Source organism: Mannheimia sp. USDA-ARS-USMARC-1261 (genome assembly GCF_000521605.1).
GTDB classification, from domain to species: Bacteria; Pseudomonadota; Gammaproteobacteria; order Enterobacterales; family Pasteurellaceae; genus Mannheimia; species Mannheimia indoligenes.
Genome location: NZ_CP006942.1, coordinates 378,908 through 402,394, shown reverse-complemented (window position 1 = coordinate 402,394; position 23,487 = coordinate 378,908). Strand labels below are relative to the sequence as shown.

The window sequence follows — 23,487 nt, the reverse complement described above, 5'->3', positions numbered from 1 at the left end:
ATGACAAGCCGTGAAGAATTACTCAAAAAACAACGAGAGCTGGATATTCTCTTTACTGCGTGGTTTGAAGAAAAGAAAAAGCACGAAGTGCTGACATATCGCCGTGAAAATGGAGATTTAATCCAGCATTATCCAGATGGCACGGAAAAGGTAATTCAATATGCGGACAGACCTAGCACGGCAAAGCCGTACTAGGTTAAGCATAGCTCAGCCCCTCTGGGGCTAGAAGTTAGAGAAAAATAAGAGCCACAGCGTGGCTCGGTTATGCTTAACCCCACACGGCTCGTGTGGGGTGACAAGCAGTTAAATTTAAGAAAAATTTTGCAAAAAACTTCTCAAAACAGACCGCTTGTAAAATACCAACGATAGCACCCGTCTCTGACGGGTGCTTAAATAAATAGGCACTCGTCGGAGACGAGCTCCATCGGGGGAAATATGTCAGATATTAATATTAATAAATCAAAACTAGAAGATCTAATCAACAATTCAATTCTATTAATGGATGAGTTAGAAAAAATAGAAATTAAAGGTGAGAAACCATTTAAAAATATAAGAGCTACGAAATTTGCCAAATGGCTTAAAAAAGTAAAGGAGAAAGAACTTAGGGGAAATGAAGATAAAGAAACTTTAATAAAAATCTTCTCAAAGATTTACCATTATTCCAGAATCCTTAATTTTGTAAAAGAACATCAAGGACAAATAAAAACCGATACTCTTAGACATTTAATTTCTGGCTCTGAAACAAATATTAATGACGCACACAAATCAGAAGATTATTTCTTTGAAATAGATGTTGCAAGTAGATTTAAAAAAGAAAAACTAAACTTGCTTGATATTACCGATATTATAGTTAATGATAACTTATTTATTGAATGTAAAAAATTGCATTCAATAAAAAAATTCGAAAAGAACATAAAAGATGCTAATAAACAGTTAGATAAAATACCAGAAAAATCATTGGGATTTATTGCCTTAGATTTTACTGATGTATTTAACAAGGATGAATATTTTCAAATTATTTACCCGATAATTACATTTTTTAGGGAAAAGTATTCTGAGCTAGAGATTGATAATTTTAAATCTAATCCACATTTTCGACAGATAATATCTACTTTACTATCACATTCTTTAGAATTTCAATTTAATTTATTACTTAATAAATTAAAGAAGCATAATCCTGATTTTAAATTTAATAAAAACGTAATTGGGATTTTTTATCAATTATATATACCTATTCAATTTGATGAAGAAAGCTTAGTATTAATTAGAGGAGCAACATATTCTATCCTCAAAGAAGATGACAAAGAACTTTGTAAAGAATTATTTTTATCCCTAGCAACAGGGTTTTAAATGTGAAACATTAAAAATAAAGAGAACCAAAATGACAAAACAATTCACAATGGAAGACCGTTTTAACCCTTCCGCCGTAGAGCAAGCCCTCTACCAACACTGGGAATCGCAAGGCTATTTCAAACCGAGCGAAGATTTATCCGCACCAAGCTACTGTATCGCCATTCCACCGCCGAATGTGACGGGCTCGTTGCATATGGGGCATGCTTTCCAACAGACGTTGATGGATACCTTAATCCGTTTCAACCGTATGGAAGGCAACAATACCCTTTGGCAGGCAGGGACTGACCACGCGGGGATTGCGACCCAAATGGTGGTGGAGCGTAAAATCGCTAATGAGGAGGGCAAAACCCGTCACGATTATGGTCGTGAGGCGTTTATCAACAAAATCTGGGATTGGAAAGCCTATTCGGGCGGTACGATCAGCCAGCAAATGCGTCGCTTGGGCAACTCGATTGACTGGGATCGTGAGCGTTTTACGATGGACGAAGGCTTGTCTAATGCGGTGAAAGAAGTGTTCGTTCGCTTGCACGAAGAAGGCCTGATTTACCGTGGCAAACGCTTGGTAAACTGGGATCCGAAACTGCACACCGCCATTTCTGATTTGGAAGTGGAAAACAAAGAGAGCAAAGGCTCGCTGTGGCATTTCCGTTATCCGCTTGCCAACGGGGCGAAAACCGCTGACGGCTTAGATTATTTGGTGGTGGCAACTACTCGTCCTGAAACGATGTTGGGCGATACAGCGGTTGCGGTTCACCCGGAAGATGAACGTTATCAATCGCTGATTGGCAAAACGGTAATCCTACCGCTTGCTAACCGTGAGATTCCGATTATCGCCGATGAGTATGTGGATCGTGAATTTGGTACAGGCGTGGTGAAAATTACCCCTGCACACGATTTCAACGACTACGAAGTGGGTAAACGCCACGGCTTGCCGATGGTGAATGTGATGACGCTCAATGCCGATATTCGTGCGGAAGCAGAAATTATTGGCACAGACGGCAAACCGCTTGCCGGCTATGCAGCCCCAATTCCGGCTGACTATCAAGGCTTGGAGCGTTTTGTGGCTCGTAAGAAAATCGTGGCGGATTTTGAAGCCTTGGGCTTGCTCGATCAAATCAAACCGCACGACTTAAAAGTGCCTTATGGCGACCGTGGTGGCGTACCGATTGAGCCGATGCTAACCGACCAATGGTATGTTTCTGTTAAGCCTTTGGCGGAAGTGGCAACCAAAGCGGTGGAAGATGGCGAAATCCAATTCGTGCCGAAACAGTACGAAAATCTCTACTTCTCTTGGATGCGTGATATTCAAGACTGGTGTATCTCTCGCCAACTTTGGTGGGGACACCGTATCCCTGCATGGTATGACGAGCAAGGCAATGTCTATGTAGCTCGTGATGAAGCGGAAGTGCGTGCAAAACACAACTTACCTGCGGATCTTGTGCTAAAACAAGACGAAGACGTGCTAGATACTTGGTTCTCATCAGGCTTATGGACGTTCTCGACCCTTGGTTGGCCAGAACAAACCAAAGAACTGAAAATGTTCCACCCGACCGATGTGTTAATCACCGGTTTTGACATCATCTTCTTCTGGGTGGCTCGTATGATTATGTTCACGATGCACTTCATCAAAGATGAAAACGGCAAACCGCAAGTGCCGTTCAAAACCGTGTATGTGACCGGCTTAATCCGTGATGAGCAAGGGCAGAAAATGTCCAAATCGAAAGGTAACGTGCTAGACCCGATTGATATGATTGACGGTATCAGCCTCGATGATTTACTCGAAAAACGCACCGGCAATATGATGCAGCCGCAACTTGCTGAGAAAATCGCCAAAGCGACTCGTAAAGAGTTTAGTGAAGGCATTGTGGCACACGGTACGGACGCCCTGCGTTTCACTTTAACCGCACTTGCGAGCAACGGCCGTGACATCAACTGGGATATGAAACGCCTAGAAGGCTACCGCAACTTCTGCAACAAATTGTGGAATGCGAGCCGTTATGTGCTGACTAACGACAAACTCGATTTAAGCGAAGGTGAAGTGGAATACAGCCTTGCGGATCGTTGGATTGAAAGCCAATTCAACCGCACGGTGGAAACCTTCCGCACCGCACTCAGCCAATACCGTTTCGACTTAGTGGCAAATGCGATCTACGAATTTACTTGGGATCAATTCTGCGACTGGTACTTAGAGCTAACCAAACCGATCTTCTTCAAAGGCACAGACGCACAACGCCGTGGGGCAAGTCGCACGCTGGTAAATGTGTTGGAAAAATTACTGCGTTTAATCCACCCGGTAATGCCGTTTATCACCGAAGAGATCTGGCAGAAAGTGAAAGGCTTTGTGGGCATTGAAGCGGATACCATTATGTTGCAAAAATTCCCGCAATTTGACCCGCTTGCGATTGACGAACAAGCCGAAAACCAAATCAACTTCATTAAAGACGTGATTGTGGCGGTGCGTAACATTCGTGCGGAAAGTAACATCGCCCCAAGTAAAGGCTTAGACCTGATCGCCCGTAACTTCTCGGCAGATGAAGTCGCAATTCTCAATGCGAATGAAGTATTGCTCAAATCAATGGCAAAACTTGATAGCGTGAAAGTGCTGGAAACCGGCGAAAACGCACCACTATCGGTGGCGAAATTGGTGGCAAATGGCGAAATCTTGATCCCAATGGCAGGCTTTATCAATAAAGAAGCTGAGCTATCTCGTTTAACCAAAGAGATGGATAAACTCAAAGGGGAAGTGGCTCGTATCGAAGGCAAACTCTCCAACGAAGCCTTTGTGGCAAAAGCCCCTGAGCAAGTGATTGCCAAAGAGCGTGAAAAAATGCAAGAGTATCTGAGTGGTTTAGAGAAATTGCAGGTGCAGTATCAAGAAATTGAAGCACTGTAATTGAACACAAGCGGTCAGGATTTTGTAAAATTTCGCAAAAATCTGACCGCTTGATCTTTTAGTAAAAACTATAAATTAGCTTCTAAAATCGCTTTTAAGCGATCATACCCAGCCTGAGTAAAATGCAAGCCATCGTGGCATAAATTAAGATCGAGCTTGCCTTCTTCATTTTCAAAATGCGTCCAGGTTTTCACATAAGTGAGATAAGATGGGCAGTTTGCCTCAAAATAGGCGTTCATTTCTTTAATTGGCGGATTATCGGTAGTAGCGATGTTATTGACCGGGGTCGCCTCCAACAAGAAATAACGGGAATCCGGCGAAATAGCTTTTAGGCTTGCCACAATTTCCTCAATCCAATCCAATACTTGTTTTGGCGAATAGTCAGGCTCTTTCACGATGTCGTTCACACCTAAAAAAATAAAAACGTTTTTGCCTACATATTGAATACGGTTTGGCTTAATAATCACATCTAAATATTGACGGGTGCTAGTGCCGGATAAACCTAAATTCGCCACACTTTGCCCTGCCAAACTTGGCGTACCTTGTTCCATATCACCCCACATATCGAACAGTGAATGACCGATAAGGCTGATATCCGCCTGTTTTTTAAACTCCGCTTCTTTGGTTTGATAGCGGTTAAAAATATCTTGATCTGTTAGCATAGATTCTCCTTATATAGTAATGAAATATCGCTCCATTATTATACACCTTTGGAAATATTTACTCCAAGAACTATTGACGAAAATTTGATATAAAAAAGCCACTTAAATGTATTAAGTGGCTTGGAAAATTAATTACACATCATAAGTGGTTGAGGCAGTATTACCGCCACGACCTGTCCAGTTGGTGTGGAAGAACTCACCACGTGGTTTGTCGGTACGCTCGTAAGTGTGAGCCCCGAAGTAATCACGTTGTGCTTGTAATAAATTAGCCGGTAAACGCTCCGAAGTATAGCCATCTAAGAACGTAATTGCTGACGACATACAAGGCACTGGTAAACCAATCTCAATTGATTTCGCCACCACTTTACGCCAATCGGCTAAGCAGTTTTCTAAAATCTCTTTAAAGTATGGGTCTGAACCTAAGAACACTAAGTATGGGTTTGCTTCATACGCATCACGAATGTTGCCTAAGAAACGGCTGCGGATAATACAACCTTCACGCCATAAAAGTGCGGTTGCACCATAGTTGATGTTCCAGCCAAAGTTTTCAGATGCTTCACGAATCAACATAAAGCCTTGTGCATAAGAGATAATTTTTGAAGCTAATAATGCACGGCGAACTGCCTCCACCCACACTTTTTTATCACCTTCAACTTTACCGATTTCTTTGTTGAACAGTCTTGATGCCGCAACACGTTGATCTTTAAATGCAGACACACAACGAGCAAATACCGATTCAGTAATTAAAGTTAATGGAATACCGAAATCTAAAGCATTGATACCCGTCCATTTACCTGTACCTTTCTGCCCTGCGGTATCAAGAATTTTCTCAACCAATGGCTCGCCATCTTCATCTTTATAAGCAAGAATTTCAGTCGTAATATCGACCAAATAGCTATCCAATTCGGTATTTTGCCACTCTTTGAAGATTTCGTGCATTTCATCGTAGCTTAAGCCTAAACCATCTTTTAAGAATTGGTAAGCTTCACAAATTAACTGCATATCGCCATATTCGATCCCGTTGTGAACCATTTTCACGAAATGACCTGCACCATCACGCCCCACCCAATCACAACAAGGCTCACCTTGTTCGGTTTTTGCAGAAATGGCTTGGAAAATTGGTTTTACATATTGCCACGCAGATTCATCACCGCCCGGCATAATTGATGGCCCGTGTCTTGCACCTTCTTCACCACCGGAAACACCTGAACCGATAAAACGAATGCCTTTTTCTGCCAATGCCTGCACTCGGCGGTTAGTATCCGGATAGTTTGAGTTACCGCCATCAATAATGATGTCGCCTTCTTCCAAATGTGGCACTAACGCATCAATAAATTGATCCACCACATCACCCGCACGTACCATTAACATTACACGGCGTGGTTTTTCCAATTTAGCGGCTAAATCTTCTAAAGAGTAAGCCCCAATGATATTGGTGTCTTTTGCAGGACCTGCTAAAAACTCATCAACTTTTGACGTGGTGCGGTTATACGCCACCACTTTAAAGCCGTGATCATTCATATTTAAAATTAAGTTTTGCCCCATTACCGCTAAACCGATAACGCCGATATCGCCTTTTACTGACATTGTTTGCTCCTGTTGTTTTTTAATTCGGTAAGCGGTCGGATTTTATGAAGATTTTGCAAAAAATTTTATAAATTTGACCGCTTGTAAATATTAAATCTATTGTTTAGTTAGCCTAAAACAAACTCTACCGCCATTTGGCTATGCAATTCTGCTGTGTCGAAAAACGGTAATTCGCTTTCTGATTGCTGAATTAATAAACCGATTTCAGTACAGCCTAAAATCACACCTTCAGCCCCTAGTGCTGCTAAATCTTTAATCGTTTTGAGATAGAAATCTTTTGAGTTTTGCTCGATTTTACCCAAGCATAATTCATCAAAAATAATCCGATGAATCTCTTTCTGCGTGCTTTCGTCAGGCACAATAGGCGTAATACCACGCTCAAGTAAACCATCACGATAAAAATTATCGCTCATTGTAAACTGTGTGCCAAGTAGAGCGACTTTGCTCAATCCTTTTGCTTGAATGCTATCTGCAACGCAATCTAAAATATTCAAAAACGGAACAGAAATATTATCGGTAATCTGATTTGCTACTTTGTGCATCGTATTGGTGGCGAGCAAAATACCCTCTGCCCCAGCTTGTTCTAATAAACTTGCTTGCTCTGCCAAAATTTCGCCTGCACGTTGCCAGTTTCCCTGTTTTTGGTGTTGAACAATTTCTTCAAAATTCACACTTGAGATAAAAATTTTTGCACTGGAATTTCCACCCAATGCTTGATTTACTGCACGGTTAATATTCAAATAATAAGATACCGTGCTTTCTGCACTCATTCCGCCTAAAATTCCGAGTGTTTTCATAAGATTTCTTCGCTATTTATCTCTATAATTTGTGATTGCCCTGTTTCCAATGTGTCGAGCCATTGCCAATGCTCACGCCCAACTAATTTTCCATTATCTACCGAAAATGTAGTTACACAACGCCCAAGACGATTTTCCAATCTCTGATTTAAATGTTGGTAGCTAAACTCAATTTGACAATCTGAAATCCATTTACCAATTAAAAATCCTTTTAAAATCTCACCGCCTTGATATTCCGCCCAGATCATTTTATCTTGTTGAAAATAATGAAAACGTGTTTGATTACTCACTTCACCACTTTCACTATTTTGCACGGCAGAAAAGATTTTGTTATTAAGGTTAAACATCACTAAAACTTCCGCTAAAGATATTTCGCCGCCTCACTATCCAAAATCCACTCCGTTACGCCATTTTTTGCTTTAATTTTTGCGGCTGGGTAAGGTAGGTTTTCTGCAGGTGTGGTTTGGATTTCTTTTAAAATTTCTGCTTTTGCTGCACCTGTTACTAAATAAGTAATGCGTTTTGCTTTTTCAATTAATGAGGCTGTTTTAGAAATACGTACTTGCCCTGTTTCAGGGTGCTTGGCAATGACAGCAATATTTTGATCGTCAAAATCGGTTTGGTGTGGGAAAAGTGAGGCGGTGTGTCCGTCTGTTCCCATTCCTAAAATAATCCAGTCAAATTCAAGATTTGGCACGCAAGCGGTTAATTCTTGTGAAAATCTTGCAAGCTCTTGTTCCACTGGCTCTTCGCCACAAATACGGTGGATATTTTCTGCCGGAATATTGATATGGTCGAACAGTAATTTTTGTACTTCGCCGTAGTTACTTTCCGGATCGGTTGGGGAAACCATACGATCATCCCCCCACCAAAAATGGAGATTTTGCCACTGAATTTCGGTGTTAAATGGGACTTGTGCCAACGTTTTAAATAATAATTTTGGCGTTGAACCACCGGAAAGCGAAATATGTACTGGGCGATTTTGTTCGCTGTAGGTTTTAAATTCTGCTGCGATTTGCTCTACTGCTGCTTGGGCGGTTGGGAAAATAACTTTATTCATAATTTACCTTGTTATAACACCCCTCTTTAGAAAAGAGGGGAACTGAAATTTACACTTTTTTCTTTAAAGTACCGGACGGTTTTCGCCATACTTTACCGTGTTTAGCAATTAATTTATCTGCTTGAGTTGGTCCCCAAGTGCCTGCTTCATATTCGTAAACACGTCCACGATTCGCTTTGTAATCCAAAATCGGTTGAACGAATTTCCAACAAGCGTGTACCGCATCGGTACGGGCAAATAAGGTCGCATCGCCTTTTAACGCATCCAATAATAAACGCTCATAGGCAGTGAGTAGGCTGGAAGATGAGCTTAAATCCGAATAGCGGAAATCCATTGAAACCTCTTTTGCCTCAAAGCCGGCACCCGGTTTTTTCAAGCCAAAACGCATTGAAATGCCTTCATCCGGCTGAACACGGATAATCAATTTATTTTCCGGTGCATTTTGGCTAAATACAGGGTGTGGCGTAGTTTTAAAGTGGATCACAATTTCCGTTACACGGGTTGGCAAACGCTTACCGGTACGCACATAGAAAGGCACGCCCGCCCAACGCCAGTTGTCGATTTCACATTTTACTGCCATAAAGGTTTCGGTGTTGGAATCTGCCGGTACGCCTTTTTCTTCTAGGTAGCCGACCACTTCTTCGCCATCCACCGAGCCTCTAGCGTATTGTCCTAAAATCACATCATTCTTCACGTCTTCTTCTGACAACGGGTGCAAGCAGTGCAACACTTTCGCTACTTCATCACGCATTGAGTTAGCGTTGATAATTGCCGGCGGCTCCATTGCCACCATTGCTAATACTTGCAACAAGTGGTTTTGGAACATATCACGCATTGCACCGGAATCATCATAGTAACCGCCTCGATCTTCCACGCCGATAGATTCCGCTCCTGTGATTTCCACATAATCAATAAAATTGCGGTTCCAAAGCGGTTCAAATAAGCCGTTAGAGAAACGTAACACCAATAAGTTTTGGACGGTTTCTTTGCCTAAATAGTGGTCGATACGGTAGATTTGATGCTCTTCAAAACATTTGTGGATTTGAACGTCTAATTTTTTAGCGGTTTCAATGTCATAGCCGAACGGTTTTTCGACGATGATACGTTTCCAGCCGAACTCTTCGGTAGTTAAGCCGTGAGCGGCTAAACATTCAGGGATCACGCCATATAAACTTGGCGGTGTAGAAAGGTAGTAAAGGGTGTTGCCACCGGTTTGATATTTATCGTGTAATTCATCAAGACGTGGTAATAATTTAATATAATCGACCGCATCAGAAGTGTTGATTGCTTGATAATAAAGATGTTCGCAAAATTCATCTAATTTTGGACCGCTTGCTTTCTCAAATTTGACTAATGCATCACGCATTTTTTGGCGGAAAGATTCATCACTTAATTCAGAACGGGCAACACCTAATACCGAGAAATGTTCGCCGAGTCTGCCGATTTTATATAAATTGTAAAGGGCGGGAATTAATTTACGAAAAGTTAAATCACCTGAGGCACCAAAAATGACGATACAACTATTTTCAGCATTCATCTTTTATTTATCCTGTATTTGTTAAAATATTGTTTATTGCAAGATTATCATAAAAATTGTTAATGGGAATACCCTATTTGAATAAAAATATTTTATCCCAATTTAGTAAGCTGTTTTTTACCATCACAAAGTAAGGGTTAATAAAAGTTTCACGCTGATTATAGGTTAATGGAGCAAAATTAAAATCGAAAACAGATCCGCCCACTTCATTGAGTAACACTTCTGCAACTGCGGTATCCCACTCGCCTGTATCGCCAAAACGGATGTAACAATCTGCCTGACCTTCCGCCACTAAACCTGCTTTTAAACTGCTTGAACCATATTGTAAGAACTGAGCCTCACGTCCTCCCATTGCTTGCAATACTTTATCTGCGTGGATTTGGCTACCAACGGCAATCACTAACGGTTTTTCAGCTTGTTGTTCTGCCTTTACAAGCGGTCGAATTTTGTCCTGTTCTTGCAAAAATGCACCACTTGCTTCCATCGCAAAATAGAGTTTATCTACGATTGGTGCATAAATTACGCCTAAAACGGGCTGATTTTTCTCGCCTCTTTTCTGTACTAAACCAATCACTATCGAAAACTGATCGGTACGATTAATAAACTGTTGTGTACCGTCTAACGGATCAATAATCCAATATTCTTGCCATTGATTACGTTCAGACAAAGGGATATTACAGCTCTCCTCCGACAAAACAGGCACATCAGGCGTAAGTTGTTGTAAACGAGTAGTTAAAAATTGGCTGATAAACAAATCTGCCTCTGTAACAGGCGTATCATCTGCCTTAATTTTAACCTCTACCGAACGTGCATAAAATAGCTTTAAATGCTCGCCAGCTTCTTTCGCAAGAGCGATAATATTATCTAGTAATTGTTGATTTAATATTTGCATACTTTACCTCCTCAAGATCTATTTTTTATTTATTTTTCTCTTTCAAATAGTCTCTTAACATAAATAAGGCGGATAAATTCCGTGATTCTGCAAAACTCGGTTCTGCCAATAACTCATCTATTTTATCCAGCGGATAACGCACAATTTCCAACGGTTCAGGCTCGTCTCCCTCTAATTTGGAAGGGTAAAGATCTTCCGCCACAAAAACGTGCATTAAACCATACATATGGCTTGGCGAACTATAAAGCGAACGCAGAAAATCTAACTTTTTCGCCCCGAAACCAATTTCTTCCTGTAATTCTCGATTGGCACTTTCACTCGGCTCTTCGCCGGCATCAACAATGCCTTTAGGGAAACTTAACTCATAACGCTCAGAACCAACGGCATACTCTTTAATCATAATCAGTTCATTATGCTGAATAGGCATTACCAGCACCGCAGAACGGCGTTGTGGCGTTAGGCGTTCGTAAACTCGCTCTTCACCGTTGGAAAACCGCAAATCGACCGATTGCACCTCAAAAATGCGAGTTTTAGCAAGAGTTTCAATCTTTAGAATGTCAGGAAGCTGTTTTTTCATTTTATATTACCTTTTTAGAGTTATTTTAGTTGAAAAAACACATTTTCGCTCTAATATTTCAACTATTCTTTTGATTTTAAGGCAGAAAATGAAAAATAAACACGAAAAAGCAGACAATGATAACGAAGTCCGCCTAGATAAGTGGCTTTGGGCGGCTCGTTTCTACAAAACCCGCACTATCGCCAAAGCGATGATTGAAGGCGGTAAAGTGCATTATAACGGGCAACGGGCGAAAGTCAGTAAAGTGGTGGAAGTAGGAGCTATTATCAAACTTCGTCAAGGCAATGAAGAAAAAGAGGTAGAAGTACTTGCCTTAAGCAACCAAAGACGAGGCGCACCGGAAGCCCAACTACTCTATCAAGAAACAGAAAAAAGTGTGAAACACCGTGAGGCAATGGCATTCGCCCGCAAAGCCAATGCCCTTTCAATGCCTCACCCAGACCGCCGACCAAACAAAAAAGAACGACGAGATTTAATTAAATTCAAAGAACAAGAATTTAGTTAAACCCTTGTAATTAGCAAAATAATCCTTATATTGAGAGCCATCTTACGGCAGTGAGCAGTTCTCTCACCTTTTTAATTTTACAAGCGGTGATTTTTTTACAAAATTTTACCTAAAATCGACCGCTTGCAACGAGGAATCATAATGAGTTATACCAAAGACAACGACAAACTTTACCGCTACTTATTCAAAGACCGTGCGGTGCGTGGCGAATGGGTGCGTTTAAACGACACTTTCACCGAAACCCTCAACACTCACCAATACCCGAAAGCAGTGCAAAATTTATTGGGAGAGATGTTAGTTGCCACCAGCCTTTTAACCGCCACTATGAAATTTAACGGCACAATCACCGTGCAAATTCAAGGCGATGGCGCATTAAAATTAGCGGTGGTAAACGGCAACGACCAGCAACAATTACGAGCATTGGCACGAGTTCAAGCAGACATTGCCGATAACGCCACACTTTCTGAAATGATCGGCAACGGCGTATTGGTAATCTCTATTATCCCAACTGATGGCGAACGCTATCAAGGCGTGATTACCCTCGATAAACCGACTATTCGTGAATGTTTAGAAGATTATTTCGAGCGTTCAGAACAGCTAAAAACCCACCTGATTATCCGCAACGGCGAATATGAAGGCAAAGCAGTGGCAGGCGGAATGTTATTGCAAATTATGCCGGACGGCACAGGCTCTCGTGATGATTTCGAACATTTAGCCACGCTTACCGAAACGGTAAAAGACGAAGAATTATTCGGCTTAGAGGCAGAAGAATTGCTCTACCGCCTCTACCACGAAGAGCAAGTGGAAGTGTACCCACCACAAGACACCGAATTCAAATGCGGCTGCTCAAGAGAACGCTCAGGCTCGGCATTATTACTTGTACCCGCTGAGGAAATTGAAGAAATGTTAGCGGAAAAACAAGGCGTGATTGATATGCAATGCGAATGTTGTGGCACGCAATATTTCTTCGACAAAGCTGCGATTGAAGGCTTTAGAGAAGAGGCAGAAAAATTAAGTGCGTTAGGTTTAAACTAATTCACAGAATCACAAGCGGTCAAATTTCTCTAAAATTTTGCAAATTTTTATAGGAATTTGACCGCTTGCGTTTTATTTATTCGAACCCTCAGGGTGCAAACCAATCCCTTTATGCCGTTCCTTTAATTTAGCATTCACGTCCCCCCAAGAGAGATCCGCATTATGTAATAACACCGTTAAGTGATATGCCAAATCTGCAACCTCACTCACTAATTCTTCCCGATCATTTTTCATTGCCGCAATCACGCTTTCCACCGCTTCCTCCCCCACTTTTTGGGCAATTTTGTGCGTGCCTTTGGCGTAAAGTTTTGCCGTATAAGAACTTTCTGGATCGGCATTTTTACGCTCAGCGATCATTCGCTCTAATTTAGAGAAAAAGATCCAATCCGGCTGTTCTTGTTCAAATTGATGAAAACAGCTCTCCGCTCCCGTGTGGCAGGTTTCACCGATGGGGTTAGCAAGAATGAGCAAGGTATCATTATCGCAATCCAAGCTCATATCCACCACATTTAAAAAATGTCCCGATGTTTCACCTTTTGTCCATAAGCGTTGTTTGGTGCGAGAGTAGAAGGTTACTCGTTTTTCATTAAGTGTTTTTTCTAATGCCTCTTGGTTCATATAGCCAAGCATTAACACTTCGCAAGTTTGGGCGTTTTGGACGATAACGGGGAGAAGGTTATCGACTTTTTGCCAATCAATATTTTTCAATTTCTTCATACTAATCTCACCAATTGATTGAATCTACTTTGCTCTATCGCAGAGAAATTAATAACATTCTCTCTTAAAGCTTCATTTATAATTGAAATATTTATTATTAAATGTTCTAATTCTTGTTCAGCTCTTTGTAATATATAATCATTAGAAAATAGAAGCTCTGTATTAAACTGAAACTCCCGATTACTATATTGGACATCAACATTTAATGATTCACTTCTTAACTTTATAAAAGCATTATTTAACTTTATTATTGCGTGCCTTTTATCTCTTTCAGGTAAATGCTCAAGAAAAAATTCTTCAGAGTTCTGATAAGAAAGTAACGACTTATTACCATTAAATGTAAAATAAATATTGAATTGATCAGATATAATTTTCTTTTCATCCACTCTATTTTTATATTTTAATTTCCTCAATAGCTTATTATGCCTTCTATGAAAAGAATCTATACGTTGATTACCATATAATACTTTCAATTCTTTTACTTTCCCATATTCTAATATAAACTGGGATAAATTATTAATATTTAATTGACCTGAATCATGTATGGCAATCCAAGATGAATCTGTTCTAATAATATAAACAACACATGATTCAATATTTTCTGTAAAAAAACCTACATCGTCCTCTATATCTAATACACAAGCTGCATCTTGTGTAATTTCAACTAACCTTTTCATTTTCTAATCTCTACTCTTTCCGTCACCAAATACGCTTTTAGCTCGCCAATGTTGATGATTTGTTTATGAAACACACTTGCCGCTAATGCACCATCAACTTGGGCGTCAATAAAAGCATCACGAAAATGCACCATTTCGCCAGCACCGCCTGATGCGATGAGCGGGACTTGGCAGACTTCACGCACTTTTTTGAGCTGTACTAAGTCGTAGCCGTTGCGTACGCCATCTTGGTTCATCATATTGAGCACGATTTCGCCTGCCCCCCGTTTTTGGACTTCTTGCACCCAGTCGAGCAGCTGCCAGTTGGTTTGGCGAGTACGTTTTTCATCGCCTGTGTATTGATTGACCCAGTATTTACCCGTTTCCTTTTCAAACCAGCTATCAATGCCAACGACAATCGCCTGCACGCCAAAACGGTCAGCAAGCCGGCTGATCAAATTAGGATCGGCAAGGGCAGGCGAGTTGATGGAGATTTTGTCCGCTCCAAAAGCAAAAATCTGCTCCGCATCGGCAATGGTCTTAATCCCGCCCGCCACGCAGAATGGAATGTCGATCACCTGTGCCACTCGCTCCACCCAGCTTTTATCCACCGTGCGACCGTCTGATGATGCGGTGATGTCATAAAACACCAGCTCGTCTGCCCCTTCTTGTGCATAACGCTGGGCGAGCGGCACAATGTCGCCGATGATTTCGTGATTGCGAAACTGCACGCCTTTGACAACCTGTCCGTCACGCACATCCAAACAAGGAATTATCCGTTTTGCCAACATTCGATCGCCTCCGCCACATTAAATTTGCCTTCTAACAACGCACGCCCCACAATCACGCCCGCCACGCCTGTGCCTTTTAGGGCGGCAATATCGTCAAGCGAGCCGATACCGCCTGAGGATTGAAAGTCGATTTCTGGATATTTGGCACAGATTTCACGGTACAGCTCGACATTTGAGCCTGATAGCGTGCCGTCTTTTGAAATATCTGTGCATAAAACGTGTTGCAAGCCGACAGTTTGATAATCCTCGATCAGATCTTCAAGCGATACGCCACTCGCCTCTTGCCAACCGCTAATTGCAATGATTTTATTGCCATTGTTGTCAATATTGACATCTAAGGCTAGGACAAATTTATCCGCACCGTATTTGGCAAACCAACCTTTGACCATTGCTCGTTCTTTGACGGCTGTCGAGCCAATCACCACACTGCTCGCCCCGACCGCCAACAAATCTGCCACATCTTGCTCGGTGCGGATACCTCCACCGACTTGGATTGGGCAGTCGATTGCCGAGATGATTTTGCCGATTAGTGCAGTTTGGCGTTCGGCAGGATTTTTCGCCCCTGTCAAATCCACCAAATGCAGCTGTTTTGCTCCTTGTGCCACATAGTCGGCAAACTGGGCGACGGGGTCATCGGTGTAGGTGGTCTGTTTGGCATAATCGCCTTGGTGCAACCGCACCACTTGCCCGTTGATTAAATCAAGGGCGGGGATAATAATGGATTTTTGCATATTGTTTTTCCTGTATGCCTAGCACGAGCCGTGCTAGGCTGAATAATCCCAGTCGCTCTGCGACTGTCTATCTAAGCTACGGAGTAGCTTGGTTTATCTAGCCCCATACGGCTCGTATGGGGTGCAAGCGGTCAAATTTTTCCAAAAACTTGCAAAATTAGACATTCTCCACAAAATTCCTTAACAACTTCGCCCCAGCTTCGCCTGAACGTTCAGGGTGGAACTGTACGCCGTAGAAGTTTTTATTGGCAATCGCTGCCGAAAACGGCACGCCATAATCGCAAGTGGCGATGGTGTGGGCGTTTGGACGGACGGCATAGCTATGCACAAAATAAAAATGGCTGTCTTGCTCAATGTCGTGAAATAGCGGGTGGTCGGCTTGATACTGCACCTTGTTCCAGCCCATATGTGGTAGCGGTAAGCCGGTGTTTGGCAACAGCTCGGTTTTACCGCCCATTAAGCCCAAAGTCGCCACATCGCCTTCGTGGGAAAATTCGGTCATTAGCTGCATACCCAAACAGATGCCGAGCATCGGCTGGGTGGCATTTTGGATCGTTTCAATCAACTGGCGATCGTGCAGATTTTTCATCGCTGCGATTGCCGTTCCCACACCAGGGAGCAGCAGTTTATCAGCGGATTGGATTTTGCCGAGATCACGGGAGATCTCAGCCTGTATGCCAAGGCGGTCAAACGCAAATTTGACCGAAGACAGGTTGGCACAGCCTGTGTCGATGATAATCATATTACTTCCTTATAAATTTTTTTAATGCCTGTCTATAATTAAATAGTTTAGCTGATAAGTATTTCTAAAATGCTCACCTAAATTATTCATATATTCTTCTTGTTTTTTAATTAACGTGATATCTTCCCGAAATGTATTTGTAATTAAATTCATCACGGCACCTCCTAACTCAGTCAATATAATTACTGGTTCAGATATTTCTGTTTGGGTTTCTGAGGATAATATTAATGAATACTTTATTCCATCAATATGCATCACTAGATCTTTAGAGACCTGATTTGATATCGATGTACTGACAGAGCCAACATGTTTAACAATTCCCATTTCTTCTAATTGATACCAATTACCCCATGTTGTTCCCATATTAAAAATTAGCTCATTAGATTTATAAATTATTCCATTAGTTACAAATGGACTTATCTGTAATATAAGGTTAGCATCAGCCTTTGATAAATTTCGTAATCCTTCTAGAGCTCTATAAGAAAATGATCCTGGCTTCCTCATTTCTCCAGCTAATACTTTACCCCATAAAATATTAAAATGCTCATCTGAAAATCTTCCCGCATTTTTAGTCCATTCTCTCAGCCAATCATTATCTGGCTCATTTAATTCATTCTCAGAAAGCCCTTCGATTTCTTTCAACGTTTCAATAAAAGAATTCATAGTATTTTGTTGCCGTGTCAGTAATTCAATTTTATGATTGATTACTACGATTTCTCCCATAATTTTAGGTTGTTCCTTGGGCTCTGCTTCTGCTAATTTTTTCTTAAGCCTATCAGCTTCATGTTCTGCATATACTTTTGCCTTAGCTTCGCCAATAATTTTTTCTTCTGCTAATTGATTCTGAATTCGTCCAATTTTTAATATCCTTTCTGGGTTATTATTCCAAATATCTATTCCTATTTTTTCAGCAAGATTAATCAACCATCCCCATTCCATAAAATTTCTCATAAAAATATTGAACATACAAGCGGTCAAAATCCCCAAAAACTTTGCAAAAATCAAGCGCTCTTTCGGGCGGGTTAAAACCCGCCCCTACGGTGATTATAAAACACCCTTACTACTCGGCAACTCATTCCCTTCAATACGAATACATTTCCTCAACGTTCTGCCGAATACTTTGAACAGGCTTTCGATTTTGTGGTGGTCGTTGTCACCTTTTGCCTTGATGTGCAAGGTGGCGAGCAGCGTGAAAGCGATGGATTGGAAGAAGTGTTCGGTCAATTCGGTGCTGAAATCCCCCACTTTGTCGCGTTTAAAATCGGCTTTAAATTTGATAAACGGTCTGCCGGATAAATCCATCGTGCATTCCGCTTTGCATTCGTCCATCGGCAGTACGAAGCCGAAACGGGCGATGCCACGTTTGTCGCCGATGGCTTGTTTTAACGCCGTGCCGAGGGCAAGGGCGGTGTCTTCGACGGTGTGGTGTTCGTCAATCCAGAGGTCGCCTTTGGTGGTTATGTTCATTCGGAAACCGCCATGGGTAGCGATTTGGTCAAGCATATGGTCAAAAAAGCCCACGCCCGTGCTGATTTCATTTGTGCCGGTTTCGTCTAGCCACACCTGCACTTTGATGTCGGTCTCTTTGGTTTTACGCACGACTTCGGCATAGCGTGGCGTGCGGTCGCCGATATTGGTGACGGCTTCGCCGAGCAGTTTTTCGGTGATTAAATCCCAATTCAGCTTTTCGGGGTGATATTGCAAGGCACGAATGCCTAAGTTTTCTGCCAGTTGCACATCGGTGGCACGGTCGCCAATCACAAAGCTGTTGGCAGGGTCGAACAGTTTGCGGTCGATGTATTTTTGTAGCAGTTTGGTATGCGGTTTGCGACAATCGCAGCCATCTTCGGGCTTGTGTGGACAAATCAACACATCGTCAAATTCAATGCCTTGTGAGTTGAACAATGCCATCATCGCATTGTGCGGTTTGTCAAAATCTGCCTGTGGGAACGAACTCGTGCCTAAGCCGTCTTGGTTCGACACCATCACAAAGCGGTATTTGTTTTTGAGTTTGAGTAAGGCAGGAATCACGTTCAGCTCAAATTTGAGTTTTTCTAAGCTGTCGATTTGGAAATCGGTTTTTGGCTCGTCAATTAACGTGCCGTCGCGGTCGATGAAAAGGGTTGGTTGCATTGGGTTTCTCCTGTATTGCCTAGCACGAGCCATGCTAGGCTGAATAATCCGAGCTACTCCGTAGCTCTATCTAATCAGTCGCAGAGCGACTGGGTTTATCTAGCCTAGGAGGGCTCGTCCTAGGATTACAAATCTTGTTCTAAGTATTCATCAAAATTCACAATCAAGGCTTTCATTTCATCAATAAAACCAATGTTTTTATGATGCTCTTTCTGCCCCTTAATATAATTGATGATTTTCTCAATCTCGTGTTCGCTGTAAGTCAAAGCACAATATCCCTTCGACCACGCATAAAAATCAGGAAAAAGATCACTGTGCTGTTCCAGCCATTTATGGCTGGCATTTTTGAGCTGTTTCACAAAATCCGACACTGCAAAGCTAGGATGAATTTCCACCAGCAAATGCAGATGATCAGGAATTCCATTAATACGATGGAGCGTACATTTTTGTTGCTGACAAAACGCCCAAATATATTGATATAGCTCTTTTTCGTTTTGCTCGTTAATCGCTGGAACACTTTGCAATGTGCGAAAAACGATATGGTAGTACAGTTTGGTGTAGCTCATAGAACCTCACACGAGCCGTGTGAGGCTCGATAACCCGAGCTGCTCCGCAGTTCTAATCTATCAGTCGCGGAGCAACTGGGTTTATCTAGCCTAGGACGGCTCGTCCTAGGTATTACAATTTACAAATTGCCTCAATCACTCTTTGATTTTCTTCGGCAGTCCCCACCGTAATCCGAATGCAGTTTTGTAAGCCCAACGCTTTGTGCTGATCCCGCAAAATTATCCCCTGTTCCCAAAGAGCTTTAAACACTTTCTGCCCGTCTTGGCATTTGAATAGCAGATAGTTTGCCTCGCTGTCAAAAACTTTTTCGACAAGCGGTAAGTTTCCGAGATTTTTTTGCAAATCGGCACGCAGGGCAATCACTTCCACCACTCGCTCAAGCATTTGCGCAATGTCTTGTGGAGAAAGGGCTTGGGCGGCGATGTCGGAGACAGGCACTGGCAGCGGATACGGGGCGATAACTTTTTGCAGCACGCCAATCATCTCTGCATTGGCAAGGGTAAAACCACAACGTAAGCCCGCTAAGGCAAAAGCTTTGGAGAGTGTGCGGATAATTGCAAGGTGCGGGAAGTTTTTCAGCTCCCAGACTAGGCTCGCTTCGGGACAGAACTCGATATAGGCTTCATCTACTACCACAATCGCTTTGCCCGCGGTCATTTGCAAAAGTTCGAGTAAATCCGACCGCTTGATCAGGTTGCCTGTCGGGTTGTTCGGGCTGCACACGAACACCACTTTCACGCCGTCCAAATTGGCTTGGATTTGTGGCAAATCAAGCTGGAAATCAGCGGTCAAAGGCACGGTTTTGGCTTTGATACCACAAGTATCAGCACTCACGGCGTACATTCCATAGGTCGGCGGGCAGTAAAGAATGCTGTCGCTCGGCTCGCAAAAGGCACGAATAATCAGCTCAATGCTCTCATCGCCGCCACGGGACACCAGCACGTTTTCGGGCTGAACGCCTGCGTAACGGGCATAGCCTTCAATCACCGCCTGCGGCTGTGGCTCAGGATAGCGGTTAAAAGTGCGGTCGGTTAAATCAAAGTTCGGCGAAACCGCGTATTCATTGGCATTCAACCACACATCGCCACTGCCACCCAATCGGCGTGCCGATTGGTACGGGGTCAAGGCTTGAATGTTTTTGCGGGAAAGTTGTGAAATTGTCATATTGTGTTCCTGTTAATTTATAATTAATTTAAAAATTCTTACGATATTGAATAACACCGCTATCATTAGCCAATTTATTATAGAGCTGTTGTGCTTGGTGATTATTTTTATCTGTAACCCAATAAACACGGTTATATTTATGTTCTTGTGCATATTGATAAATATATTCAATCAATTTTTTGCCTATTCCTTGATTTCGATATTCAGGTAAAACGAATAAATCCTCTAAATAACAACAGTCTGTTAAATTCCAAGTATTTGGATGGATAACAATATGCACAAAACCGATCATCTTATTGTCAACAAATGCCCCAAATCCTTTAATATTTTCACTATTTGAAACCTTCTGCCAAGTTGATTGAATAATATCATCCGATAAATTCACTTGATAAAAATCTAAATAGTCTTGCCATAATAATCTCCACTCTGTGAGATTTTGAGATGCTAACGGCGAAATATTAATACTCATATATTTTCCTGTTATTCTTTTAATAAAATAAAATGCTCAATTAATTTAATCATCAACTCTTTTTGTTCAGGCAGACTTTCCGCCACCAGCAACGCCAATGCAACTAACGTATTGTCATTAATCAGTTGCGCTACAGGCTTGGCGAGAACCTTCCTGACGAACTATCCGGAATTTCCGGATAGTTGAATCTTGCTCTAATTCGCCTTCTGAAAACACGTTTGCAATATGTTCGTTAATAGTACGCACATCCTTGCTAAATAGCGTTGCCATTTGTGCCTGCGATAGCCAAACAGTATCTTGATTAAATTGAACTTCAATGTTCGTTGTGCCGTCTTTGCTTTGGTAAATTTCAATCGGGTTTCTCATTATTCCCCCTAAATTCCAGCTATAAAAAAATCTCTCGAAAGTGGTCTTCCGAGAGATTATTTATTGACTACTACACTTGCTCGGAAGATTTATCTTCCGCACACACCAAATGCCCGAAAGATATCAGGTTAAATGGTAGTGATGATGTGAAGTGCAGTTAAAATTCATTGTATTTCTCCAAAACAGTTAAAATGAATTTACGCTAAGACATTCTAAATAGCAAGTGTTTTTTATACGGATTTTGCATTTTTTCCGCTCATCTGATTTGTTAAGCTCTTGCCGAATACACCTTAAATTTGGTGGATTTAGCTAACACCTCGTGTTTGCCGAAGGCTTTATCAAGCAAATCAGGATAAGGCAAAAAGGCATTCGCGACAATGCGTAATTCGCCCCCTTTGGTTAGGTGGTTTTTCGCTTGGAAAATCAGCTCTTCCACCGCACGGTAAGCGGTATCGACCCCATCGTGGAAAGGGGGGTTCGACACAATAAAATCAAAGCGGTCTGAAATATGCGAGAACACATCGCTTGCCAACACTTCCCCCTCTAACTGATTTTCCGCCAAAGTGCGGCGGCTGGATTCAATCGCCATTGCGTGAATATCGCTCATTGTCAGTTTGATTTTCGGGAATTGCTGTTTCAGCGTTGCCCCGATTACCCCTGCCCCACAGCCTAAATCGAGCAGTTTGCCTTTTAAACGGTCTTCTTTGCTGAAGGTGGAAAGTAATAATTTTGTGCCGTTATCCAACTCTGCTGAGCTAAACACAGCAGGTAAGGCGAAAATGTTGAGGGATTCCAAGCGGTAAGATTTCCAGAATTTTTTGCAATCAAAATTCGGCACGGTTTGTAGCTCAAAATGGTACAAGCCACAACGGCGGGCGGAATCAATTTTGGCGATATTGCCAAAGGGTTCGAGCAATTTTTCCACCGAGCGAACACCTGCACGATTTTCGCCAATAATCAACATTTCTTGCCCGACTTGGCATTGCGAGAGCCATTGAATTAGTTGGAATTGGCACTCTTGTTTGTTCTTCGTCCAATAAAATACCGCTAAGTCTGCTTTGAGATCACACTCCAAGCCAAATTGCACATTTGAGCGGTGGCGGGCGTAATCAAAATAGCTACTGAATACCGCTACATTTTTCGCCGTTTTTAGCTGTTGGGCGAAATCATCTCGCACATCGCCAAATAATAATACCGATTTATGTTCAAATAACGCCAAGTGGCGTTCAAGCACTTCGCTTTCTAATGAGAGCATTTTTTCTCGCCTTTTCTAAAAAATTTGCGTTGAATATACCGAATTTAGGCGGATAAATCTTGCAAAACCTGCTGAATTTTGCAAAAAATTTCCTGATTTGGCTGAGTTTTGGTACTATGCCGTAAATTTTATGAGGGTTAAGATGAATAGGCGTGATTTGCTGTTAAATGAAATGGGTATTTCGCAATGGGTTTTAACCAAACCGCAGGTGCTGAAAGGCGATGCCCAAATTCGCTTAAATGAAAGTGTGAAATTGATTGTGGTATGTGAGGAAGACTACCAAACCAGCCGTCTGTTTTCAGATATTCTGTTGGCATTGGGGCTACAAAAATCCCACTATCAATGGCTGAATGCCGAGCAATCTCAACGGTTGGTTTTTGCTCATTCGCCGATTATTTGGCTGATTCAAGCAGAAGAACAAGCGGTTAAAATTGCAAAAAAATTTGCAAATTCGACCGCTTGGCAAGATCTCACAAATTCTAAGCACAAACGCCAACTTTGGCAGCAAATGGAAACTTATTCTAATCATTTGAGGGAAGATCGTGATTGAAGAAATTCAACAAGCTGATTTTGAGCGATTATTTGAGATTGAGCAAAAAGCCCATTTAGTGCCGTGGAGTAAAGGTACACTGCTGAATAATCAAGGCGAAAAATATCTGAATTTAAAGTTGGTGGAAAACGGAGAAATTGTCGCTTTTGCCATCAGCCAAGTGGTGTTAGACGAAGCCACGCTGTTTAATATTGCGGTTGATCCTAATTTTCAAGGAAAAGGCTTTGGCAAGCGGTTACTTTCCGAATTAATTTTGCAACTGCAAAAACGGGGTGTCGCTACCCTTTGGCTGGAGGTAAGGGAATCCAACATTACGGCACAAAAATTGTATGATTTACTCGGTTTCAACGAAGTTACCGTGCGGAAAAACTACTACCCGACTCCTGAAGGTGGGAAAGAAAATGCGGTGATTATGGCGTTGTATTTATAGCGAAATTCAAAAACAAAA

General features: G+C 41.9%; 26 protein-coding genes, 1 pseudogene and 1 other annotated feature. Of the genes and pseudogenes, 7 read left to right on the top strand and 20 right to left on the bottom strand.

All coding sequences use genetic code 11. The features are described from left to right. From X781_RS01965 to X781_RS01955, 3 genes are all read left to right on the top strand, one after another. Nucleotides 1–195 (top strand): hypothetical protein, encoded by a 195-nt coding sequence (locus X781_RS01965; RefSeq protein ID WP_025235315.1) that lies wholly within the window; start codon nt 1–3, stop codon nt 193–195. A 240-nt stretch (nt 196–435) separates the two neighbouring features. Beyond that, nucleotides 436–1,350 (top strand): hypothetical protein, encoded by a 915-nt coding sequence (locus tag X781_RS01960; RefSeq protein WP_025235314.1) that lies wholly within the window; start codon nt 436–438, stop codon nt 1,348–1,350. Between the two features lie 31 nt (nt 1,351–1,381). Beyond that, on the top strand, nt 1,382–4,246 hold the full coding sequence (locus X781_RS01955) for a valine--tRNA ligase (RefSeq protein WP_025235313.1): 2,865 nt from the start codon (nt 1,382–1,384) through the stop codon (nt 4,244–4,246). Nucleotides 4,247–4,314: 68 nt separating this feature from the next. Here X781_RS01955 and X781_RS01950 read toward each other — a convergent pair whose 3' ends face one another. The 8 genes from X781_RS01950 to nudE all read right to left on the bottom strand — a co-directional run bounded on the left by X781_RS01950 (nt 4,315) and on the right by nudE (nt 11,358). Then, nucleotides 4,315–4,908, bottom strand: coding sequence for an SGNH/GDSL hydrolase family protein (locus X781_RS01950; protein ID WP_025235312.1), 594 nt, complete (start codon nt 4,906–4,908; stop codon nt 4,315–4,317). Between the two features lie 132 nt (nt 4,909–5,040). Continuing rightward, nucleotides 5,041–6,495, bottom strand: coding sequence for a decarboxylating NADP(+)-dependent phosphogluconate dehydrogenase (gene gnd / locus X781_RS01945; RefSeq protein ID WP_025235311.1), 1,455 nt, complete (start codon nt 6,493–6,495; stop codon nt 5,041–5,043). A 107-nt stretch (nt 6,496–6,602) separates the two neighbouring features. After that, the gene (locus tag X781_RS01940; protein WP_025235310.1) at nt 6,603–7,292 is read right to left on the bottom strand and encodes an aspartate/glutamate racemase family protein; all 690 of its coding nucleotides are present in this window, start codon (nt 7,290–7,292) and stop codon (nt 6,603–6,605) included. After that, nucleotides 7,289–7,639, bottom strand: a complete 351-nt coding sequence (locus X781_RS01935) for a hypothetical protein (RefSeq protein WP_025235309.1) — start codon at nt 7,637–7,639, stop codon at nt 7,289–7,291. The genes X781_RS01940 and X781_RS01935 overlap by 4 nt, the downstream gene beginning before the upstream one ends. Before the next feature lie 14 nt (nt 7,640–7,653). After that, the gene (gene pgl / locus X781_RS01930) at nt 7,654–8,352 is read right to left on the bottom strand and encodes a 6-phosphogluconolactonase (protein ID WP_025235308.1); all 699 of its coding nucleotides are present in this window, start codon (nt 8,350–8,352) and stop codon (nt 7,654–7,656) included. A gap of 49 nt (nt 8,353–8,401) precedes the next feature. Next, on the bottom strand, nt 8,402–9,889 hold the full coding sequence (gene zwf / locus X781_RS01925; RefSeq protein ID WP_025235307.1) for a glucose-6-phosphate dehydrogenase: 1,488 nt from the start codon (nt 9,887–9,889) through the stop codon (nt 8,402–8,404). Nucleotides 9,890–9,962: 73 nt separating this feature from the next. After that, nucleotides 9,963–10,781, bottom strand: coding sequence for a 3'(2'),5'-bisphosphate nucleotidase CysQ (gene cysQ / locus X781_RS01920; protein ID WP_025235306.1), 819 nt, complete (start codon nt 10,779–10,781; stop codon nt 9,963–9,965). A 25-nt stretch (nt 10,782–10,806) separates the two neighbouring features. Continuing rightward, on the bottom strand, nt 10,807–11,358 hold the full coding sequence (nudE, locus tag X781_RS01915; protein ID WP_025235305.1) for an ADP compounds hydrolase NudE: 552 nt from the start codon (nt 11,356–11,358) through the stop codon (nt 10,807–10,809). Between the two features lie 88 nt (nt 11,359–11,446). Between nudE and hslR the strand changes: the two genes are divergently transcribed. Together hslR and hslO are read left to right on the top strand one after the other, a co-directional pair. Continuing rightward, nucleotides 11,447–11,863 (top strand): ribosome-associated heat shock protein Hsp15, encoded by a 417-nt coding sequence (gene hslR, locus X781_RS01910; protein WP_025235304.1) that lies wholly within the window; start codon nt 11,447–11,449, stop codon nt 11,861–11,863. A 141-nt stretch (nt 11,864–12,004) separates the two neighbouring features. Beyond that, nucleotides 12,005–12,898, top strand: coding sequence for an Hsp33 family molecular chaperone HslO (gene hslO / locus X781_RS01905; protein WP_025235303.1), 894 nt, complete (start codon nt 12,005–12,007; stop codon nt 12,896–12,898). A gap of 72 nt (nt 12,899–12,970) precedes the next feature. On the opposite strand, the gene hisIE is transcribed toward hslO, so the two are convergent. From hisIE to rsmC, 12 genes and pseudogenes are all read right to left on the bottom strand, one after another. Continuing rightward, nucleotides 12,971–13,615, bottom strand: coding sequence for a bifunctional phosphoribosyl-AMP cyclohydrolase/phosphoribosyl-ATP diphosphatase HisIE (gene hisIE, locus X781_RS01900; RefSeq protein WP_200865318.1), 645 nt, complete (start codon nt 13,613–13,615; stop codon nt 12,971–12,973). Next, a complete protein-coding gene (locus X781_RS01895) occupies nt 13,612–14,292 on the bottom strand; it encodes a hypothetical protein (protein ID WP_025235301.1) in 681 nt (226 codons plus the stop codon). The genes hisIE and X781_RS01895 overlap by 4 nt, the downstream gene beginning before the upstream one ends. After that, complete coding sequence (gene hisF / locus X781_RS01890; RefSeq protein ID WP_025235300.1) at nt 14,289–15,062, bottom strand: imidazole glycerol phosphate synthase subunit HisF; 774 nt, start codon at nt 15,060–15,062, stop codon at nt 14,289–14,291. Before hisF ends, X781_RS01895 begins: the two co-directional genes overlap by 4 nt. After that, nucleotides 15,044–15,793, bottom strand: coding sequence for a 1-(5-phosphoribosyl)-5-[(5-phosphoribosylamino)methylideneamino]imidazole-4-carboxamide isomerase (gene hisA / locus X781_RS01885; RefSeq protein ID WP_025235299.1), 750 nt, complete (start codon nt 15,791–15,793; stop codon nt 15,044–15,046). Before hisA ends, hisF begins: the two co-directional genes overlap by 19 nt. 157 nt (nt 15,794–15,950) lie before the next feature. After that, nucleotides 15,951–16,535, bottom strand: a complete 585-nt coding sequence (gene hisH / locus X781_RS01880) for an imidazole glycerol phosphate synthase subunit HisH (protein WP_025235298.1) — start codon at nt 16,533–16,535, stop codon at nt 15,951–15,953. A 21-nt stretch (nt 16,536–16,556) separates the two neighbouring features. Next, nucleotides 16,557–17,486 carry a DUF2806 domain-containing protein gene (locus X781_RS01875; RefSeq protein ID WP_158497204.1) on the bottom strand — a complete coding sequence of 310 codons (930 nt, stop codon included), beginning with the start codon at nt 17,484–17,486 and terminating at the stop codon, nt 16,557–16,559. A gap of 93 nt (nt 17,487–17,579) precedes the next feature. After that, nucleotides 17,580–18,668 (bottom strand): bifunctional histidinol-phosphatase/imidazoleglycerol-phosphate dehydratase HisB, encoded by a 1,089-nt coding sequence (gene hisB, locus X781_RS01870; RefSeq protein WP_025235296.1) that lies wholly within the window; start codon nt 18,666–18,668, stop codon nt 17,580–17,582. Nucleotides 18,669–18,793: 125 nt separating this feature from the next. Further along, complete coding sequence (gene tnpA, locus X781_RS01865; protein WP_025235295.1) at nt 18,794–19,234, bottom strand: IS200/IS605 family transposase; 441 nt, start codon at nt 19,232–19,234, stop codon at nt 18,794–18,796. A 112-nt stretch (nt 19,235–19,346) separates the two neighbouring features. Next, nucleotides 19,347–20,399, bottom strand: coding sequence for a histidinol-phosphate transaminase (gene hisC, locus X781_RS01860; protein ID WP_025235294.1), 1,053 nt, complete (start codon nt 20,397–20,399; stop codon nt 19,347–19,349). 28 nt (nt 20,400–20,427) lie between these two features. Beyond that, on the bottom strand, nt 20,428–20,868 hold the full coding sequence (locus X781_RS01855; RefSeq protein ID WP_025235293.1) for a GNAT family N-acetyltransferase: 441 nt from the start codon (nt 20,866–20,868) through the stop codon (nt 20,428–20,430). A 138-nt stretch (nt 20,869–21,006) separates the two neighbouring features. Further along, nucleotides 21,007–21,234: pseudogene (locus X781_RS01850) on the bottom strand (hypothetical protein); the annotation flags it as partial. Nucleotides 21,235–21,256: 22 nt separating this feature from the next. After that, nucleotides 21,257–21,379, bottom strand: a sequence feature (His leader region). Nucleotides 21,380–21,502: 123 nt separating this feature from the next. Further along, a complete protein-coding gene (rsmC, locus tag X781_RS01845; protein ID WP_025235291.1) occupies nt 21,503–22,489 on the bottom strand; it encodes a 16S rRNA (guanine(1207)-N(2))-methyltransferase RsmC in 987 nt (328 codons plus the stop codon). Nucleotides 22,490–22,631: 142 nt separating this feature from the next. On the opposite strand from rsmC, the gene X781_RS01840 reads away from it, so the two are divergent. Both X781_RS01840 and rimI read left to right on the top strand, forming a co-directional pair. Then, the gene (locus X781_RS01840) at nt 22,632–23,039 is read left to right on the top strand and encodes a DNA polymerase III subunit psi (RefSeq protein WP_025235290.1); all 408 of its coding nucleotides are present in this window, start codon (nt 22,632–22,634) and stop codon (nt 23,037–23,039) included. Then, nucleotides 23,032–23,469: a ribosomal protein S18-alanine N-acetyltransferase gene (gene rimI / locus X781_RS01835; protein ID WP_025235289.1), complete on the top strand. Its 438-nt coding sequence runs from the start codon at nt 23,032–23,034 to the stop codon at nt 23,467–23,469. Before X781_RS01840 ends, rimI begins: the two co-directional genes overlap by 8 nt. Nucleotides 23,470–23,487 lie beyond the last annotated feature (18 nt).

What these genes read in the sequence shown, in the direction of transcription:
- X781_RS01965 (WP_025235315.1), top strand. Translation starts at nt 1, where the DNA reads ATGACAAGCCGTGAAGAATTACTCAAAAAACAACGAGAGCTGGATATT.
- X781_RS01960 (WP_025235314.1), top strand. Translation starts at nt 436, where the DNA reads ATGTCAGATATTAATATTAATAAATCAAAACTAGAAGATCTAATCAAC.
- X781_RS01955 (WP_025235313.1), top strand. Translation starts at nt 1,382, where the DNA reads ATGACAAAACAATTCACAATGGAAGACCGTTTTAACCCTTCCGCCGTA.
- X781_RS01950 (WP_025235312.1), bottom strand. Translation starts at nt 4,908, where the DNA reads ATGCTAACAGATCAAGATATTTTTAACCGCTATCAAACCAAAGAAGCG.
- gnd (WP_025235311.1), bottom strand. Translation starts at nt 6,495, where the DNA reads ATGTCAGTAAAAGGCGATATCGGCGTTATCGGTTTAGCGGTAATGGGG.
- X781_RS01940 (WP_025235310.1), bottom strand. Translation starts at nt 7,292, where the DNA reads ATGAAAACACTCGGAATTTTAGGCGGAATGAGTGCAGAAAGCACGGTA.
- X781_RS01935 (WP_025235309.1), bottom strand. Translation starts at nt 7,639, where the DNA reads ATGTTTAACCTTAATAACAAAATCTTTTCTGCCGTGCAAAATAGTGAA.
- pgl (WP_025235308.1), bottom strand. Translation starts at nt 8,352, where the DNA reads ATGAATAAAGTTATTTTCCCAACCGCCCAAGCAGCAGTAGAGCAAATC.
- zwf (WP_025235307.1), bottom strand. Translation starts at nt 9,889, where the DNA reads ATGAATGCTGAAAATAGTTGTATCGTCATTTTTGGTGCCTCAGGTGAT.
- cysQ (WP_025235306.1), bottom strand. Translation starts at nt 10,781, where the DNA reads ATGCAAATATTAAATCAACAATTACTAGATAATATTATCGCTCTTGCG.
- nudE (WP_025235305.1), bottom strand. Translation starts at nt 11,358, where the DNA reads ATGAAAAAACAGCTTCCTGACATTCTAAAGATTGAAACTCTTGCTAAA.
- hslR (WP_025235304.1), top strand. Translation starts at nt 11,447, where the DNA reads ATGAAAAATAAACACGAAAAAGCAGACAATGATAACGAAGTCCGCCTA.
- hslO (WP_025235303.1), top strand. Translation starts at nt 12,005, where the DNA reads ATGAGTTATACCAAAGACAACGACAAACTTTACCGCTACTTATTCAAA.
- hisIE (WP_200865318.1), bottom strand. Translation starts at nt 13,615, where the DNA reads ATGAAGAAATTGAAAAATATTGATTGGCAAAAAGTCGATAACCTTCTC.
- X781_RS01895 (WP_025235301.1), bottom strand. Translation starts at nt 14,292, where the DNA reads ATGAAAAGGTTAGTTGAAATTACACAAGATGCAGCTTGTGTATTAGAT.
- hisF (WP_025235300.1), bottom strand. Translation starts at nt 15,062, where the DNA reads ATGTTGGCAAAACGGATAATTCCTTGTTTGGATGTGCGTGACGGACAG.
- hisA (WP_025235299.1), bottom strand. Translation starts at nt 15,793, where the DNA reads ATGCAAAAATCCATTATTATCCCCGCCCTTGATTTAATCAACGGGCAA.
- hisH (WP_025235298.1), bottom strand. Translation starts at nt 16,535, where the DNA reads ATGATTATCATCGACACAGGCTGTGCCAACCTGTCTTCGGTCAAATTT.
- X781_RS01875 (WP_158497204.1), bottom strand. Translation starts at nt 17,486, where the DNA reads ATGAGAAATTTTATGGAATGGGGATGGTTGATTAATCTTGCTGAAAAA.
- hisB (WP_025235296.1), bottom strand. Translation starts at nt 18,668, where the DNA reads ATGCAACCAACCCTTTTCATCGACCGCGACGGCACGTTAATTGACGAG.
- tnpA (WP_025235295.1), bottom strand. Translation starts at nt 19,234, where the DNA reads ATGAGCTACACCAAACTGTACTACCATATCGTTTTTCGCACATTGCAA.
- hisC (WP_025235294.1), bottom strand. Translation starts at nt 20,399, where the DNA reads ATGACAATTTCACAACTTTCCCGCAAAAACATTCAAGCCTTGACCCCG.
- X781_RS01855 (WP_025235293.1), bottom strand. Translation starts at nt 20,868, where the DNA reads ATGAGTATTAATATTTCGCCGTTAGCATCTCAAAATCTCACAGAGTGG.
- rsmC (WP_025235291.1), bottom strand. Translation starts at nt 22,489, where the DNA reads ATGCTCTCATTAGAAAGCGAAGTGCTTGAACGCCACTTGGCGTTATTT.
- X781_RS01840 (WP_025235290.1), top strand. Translation starts at nt 22,632, where the DNA reads ATGAATAGGCGTGATTTGCTGTTAAATGAAATGGGTATTTCGCAATGG.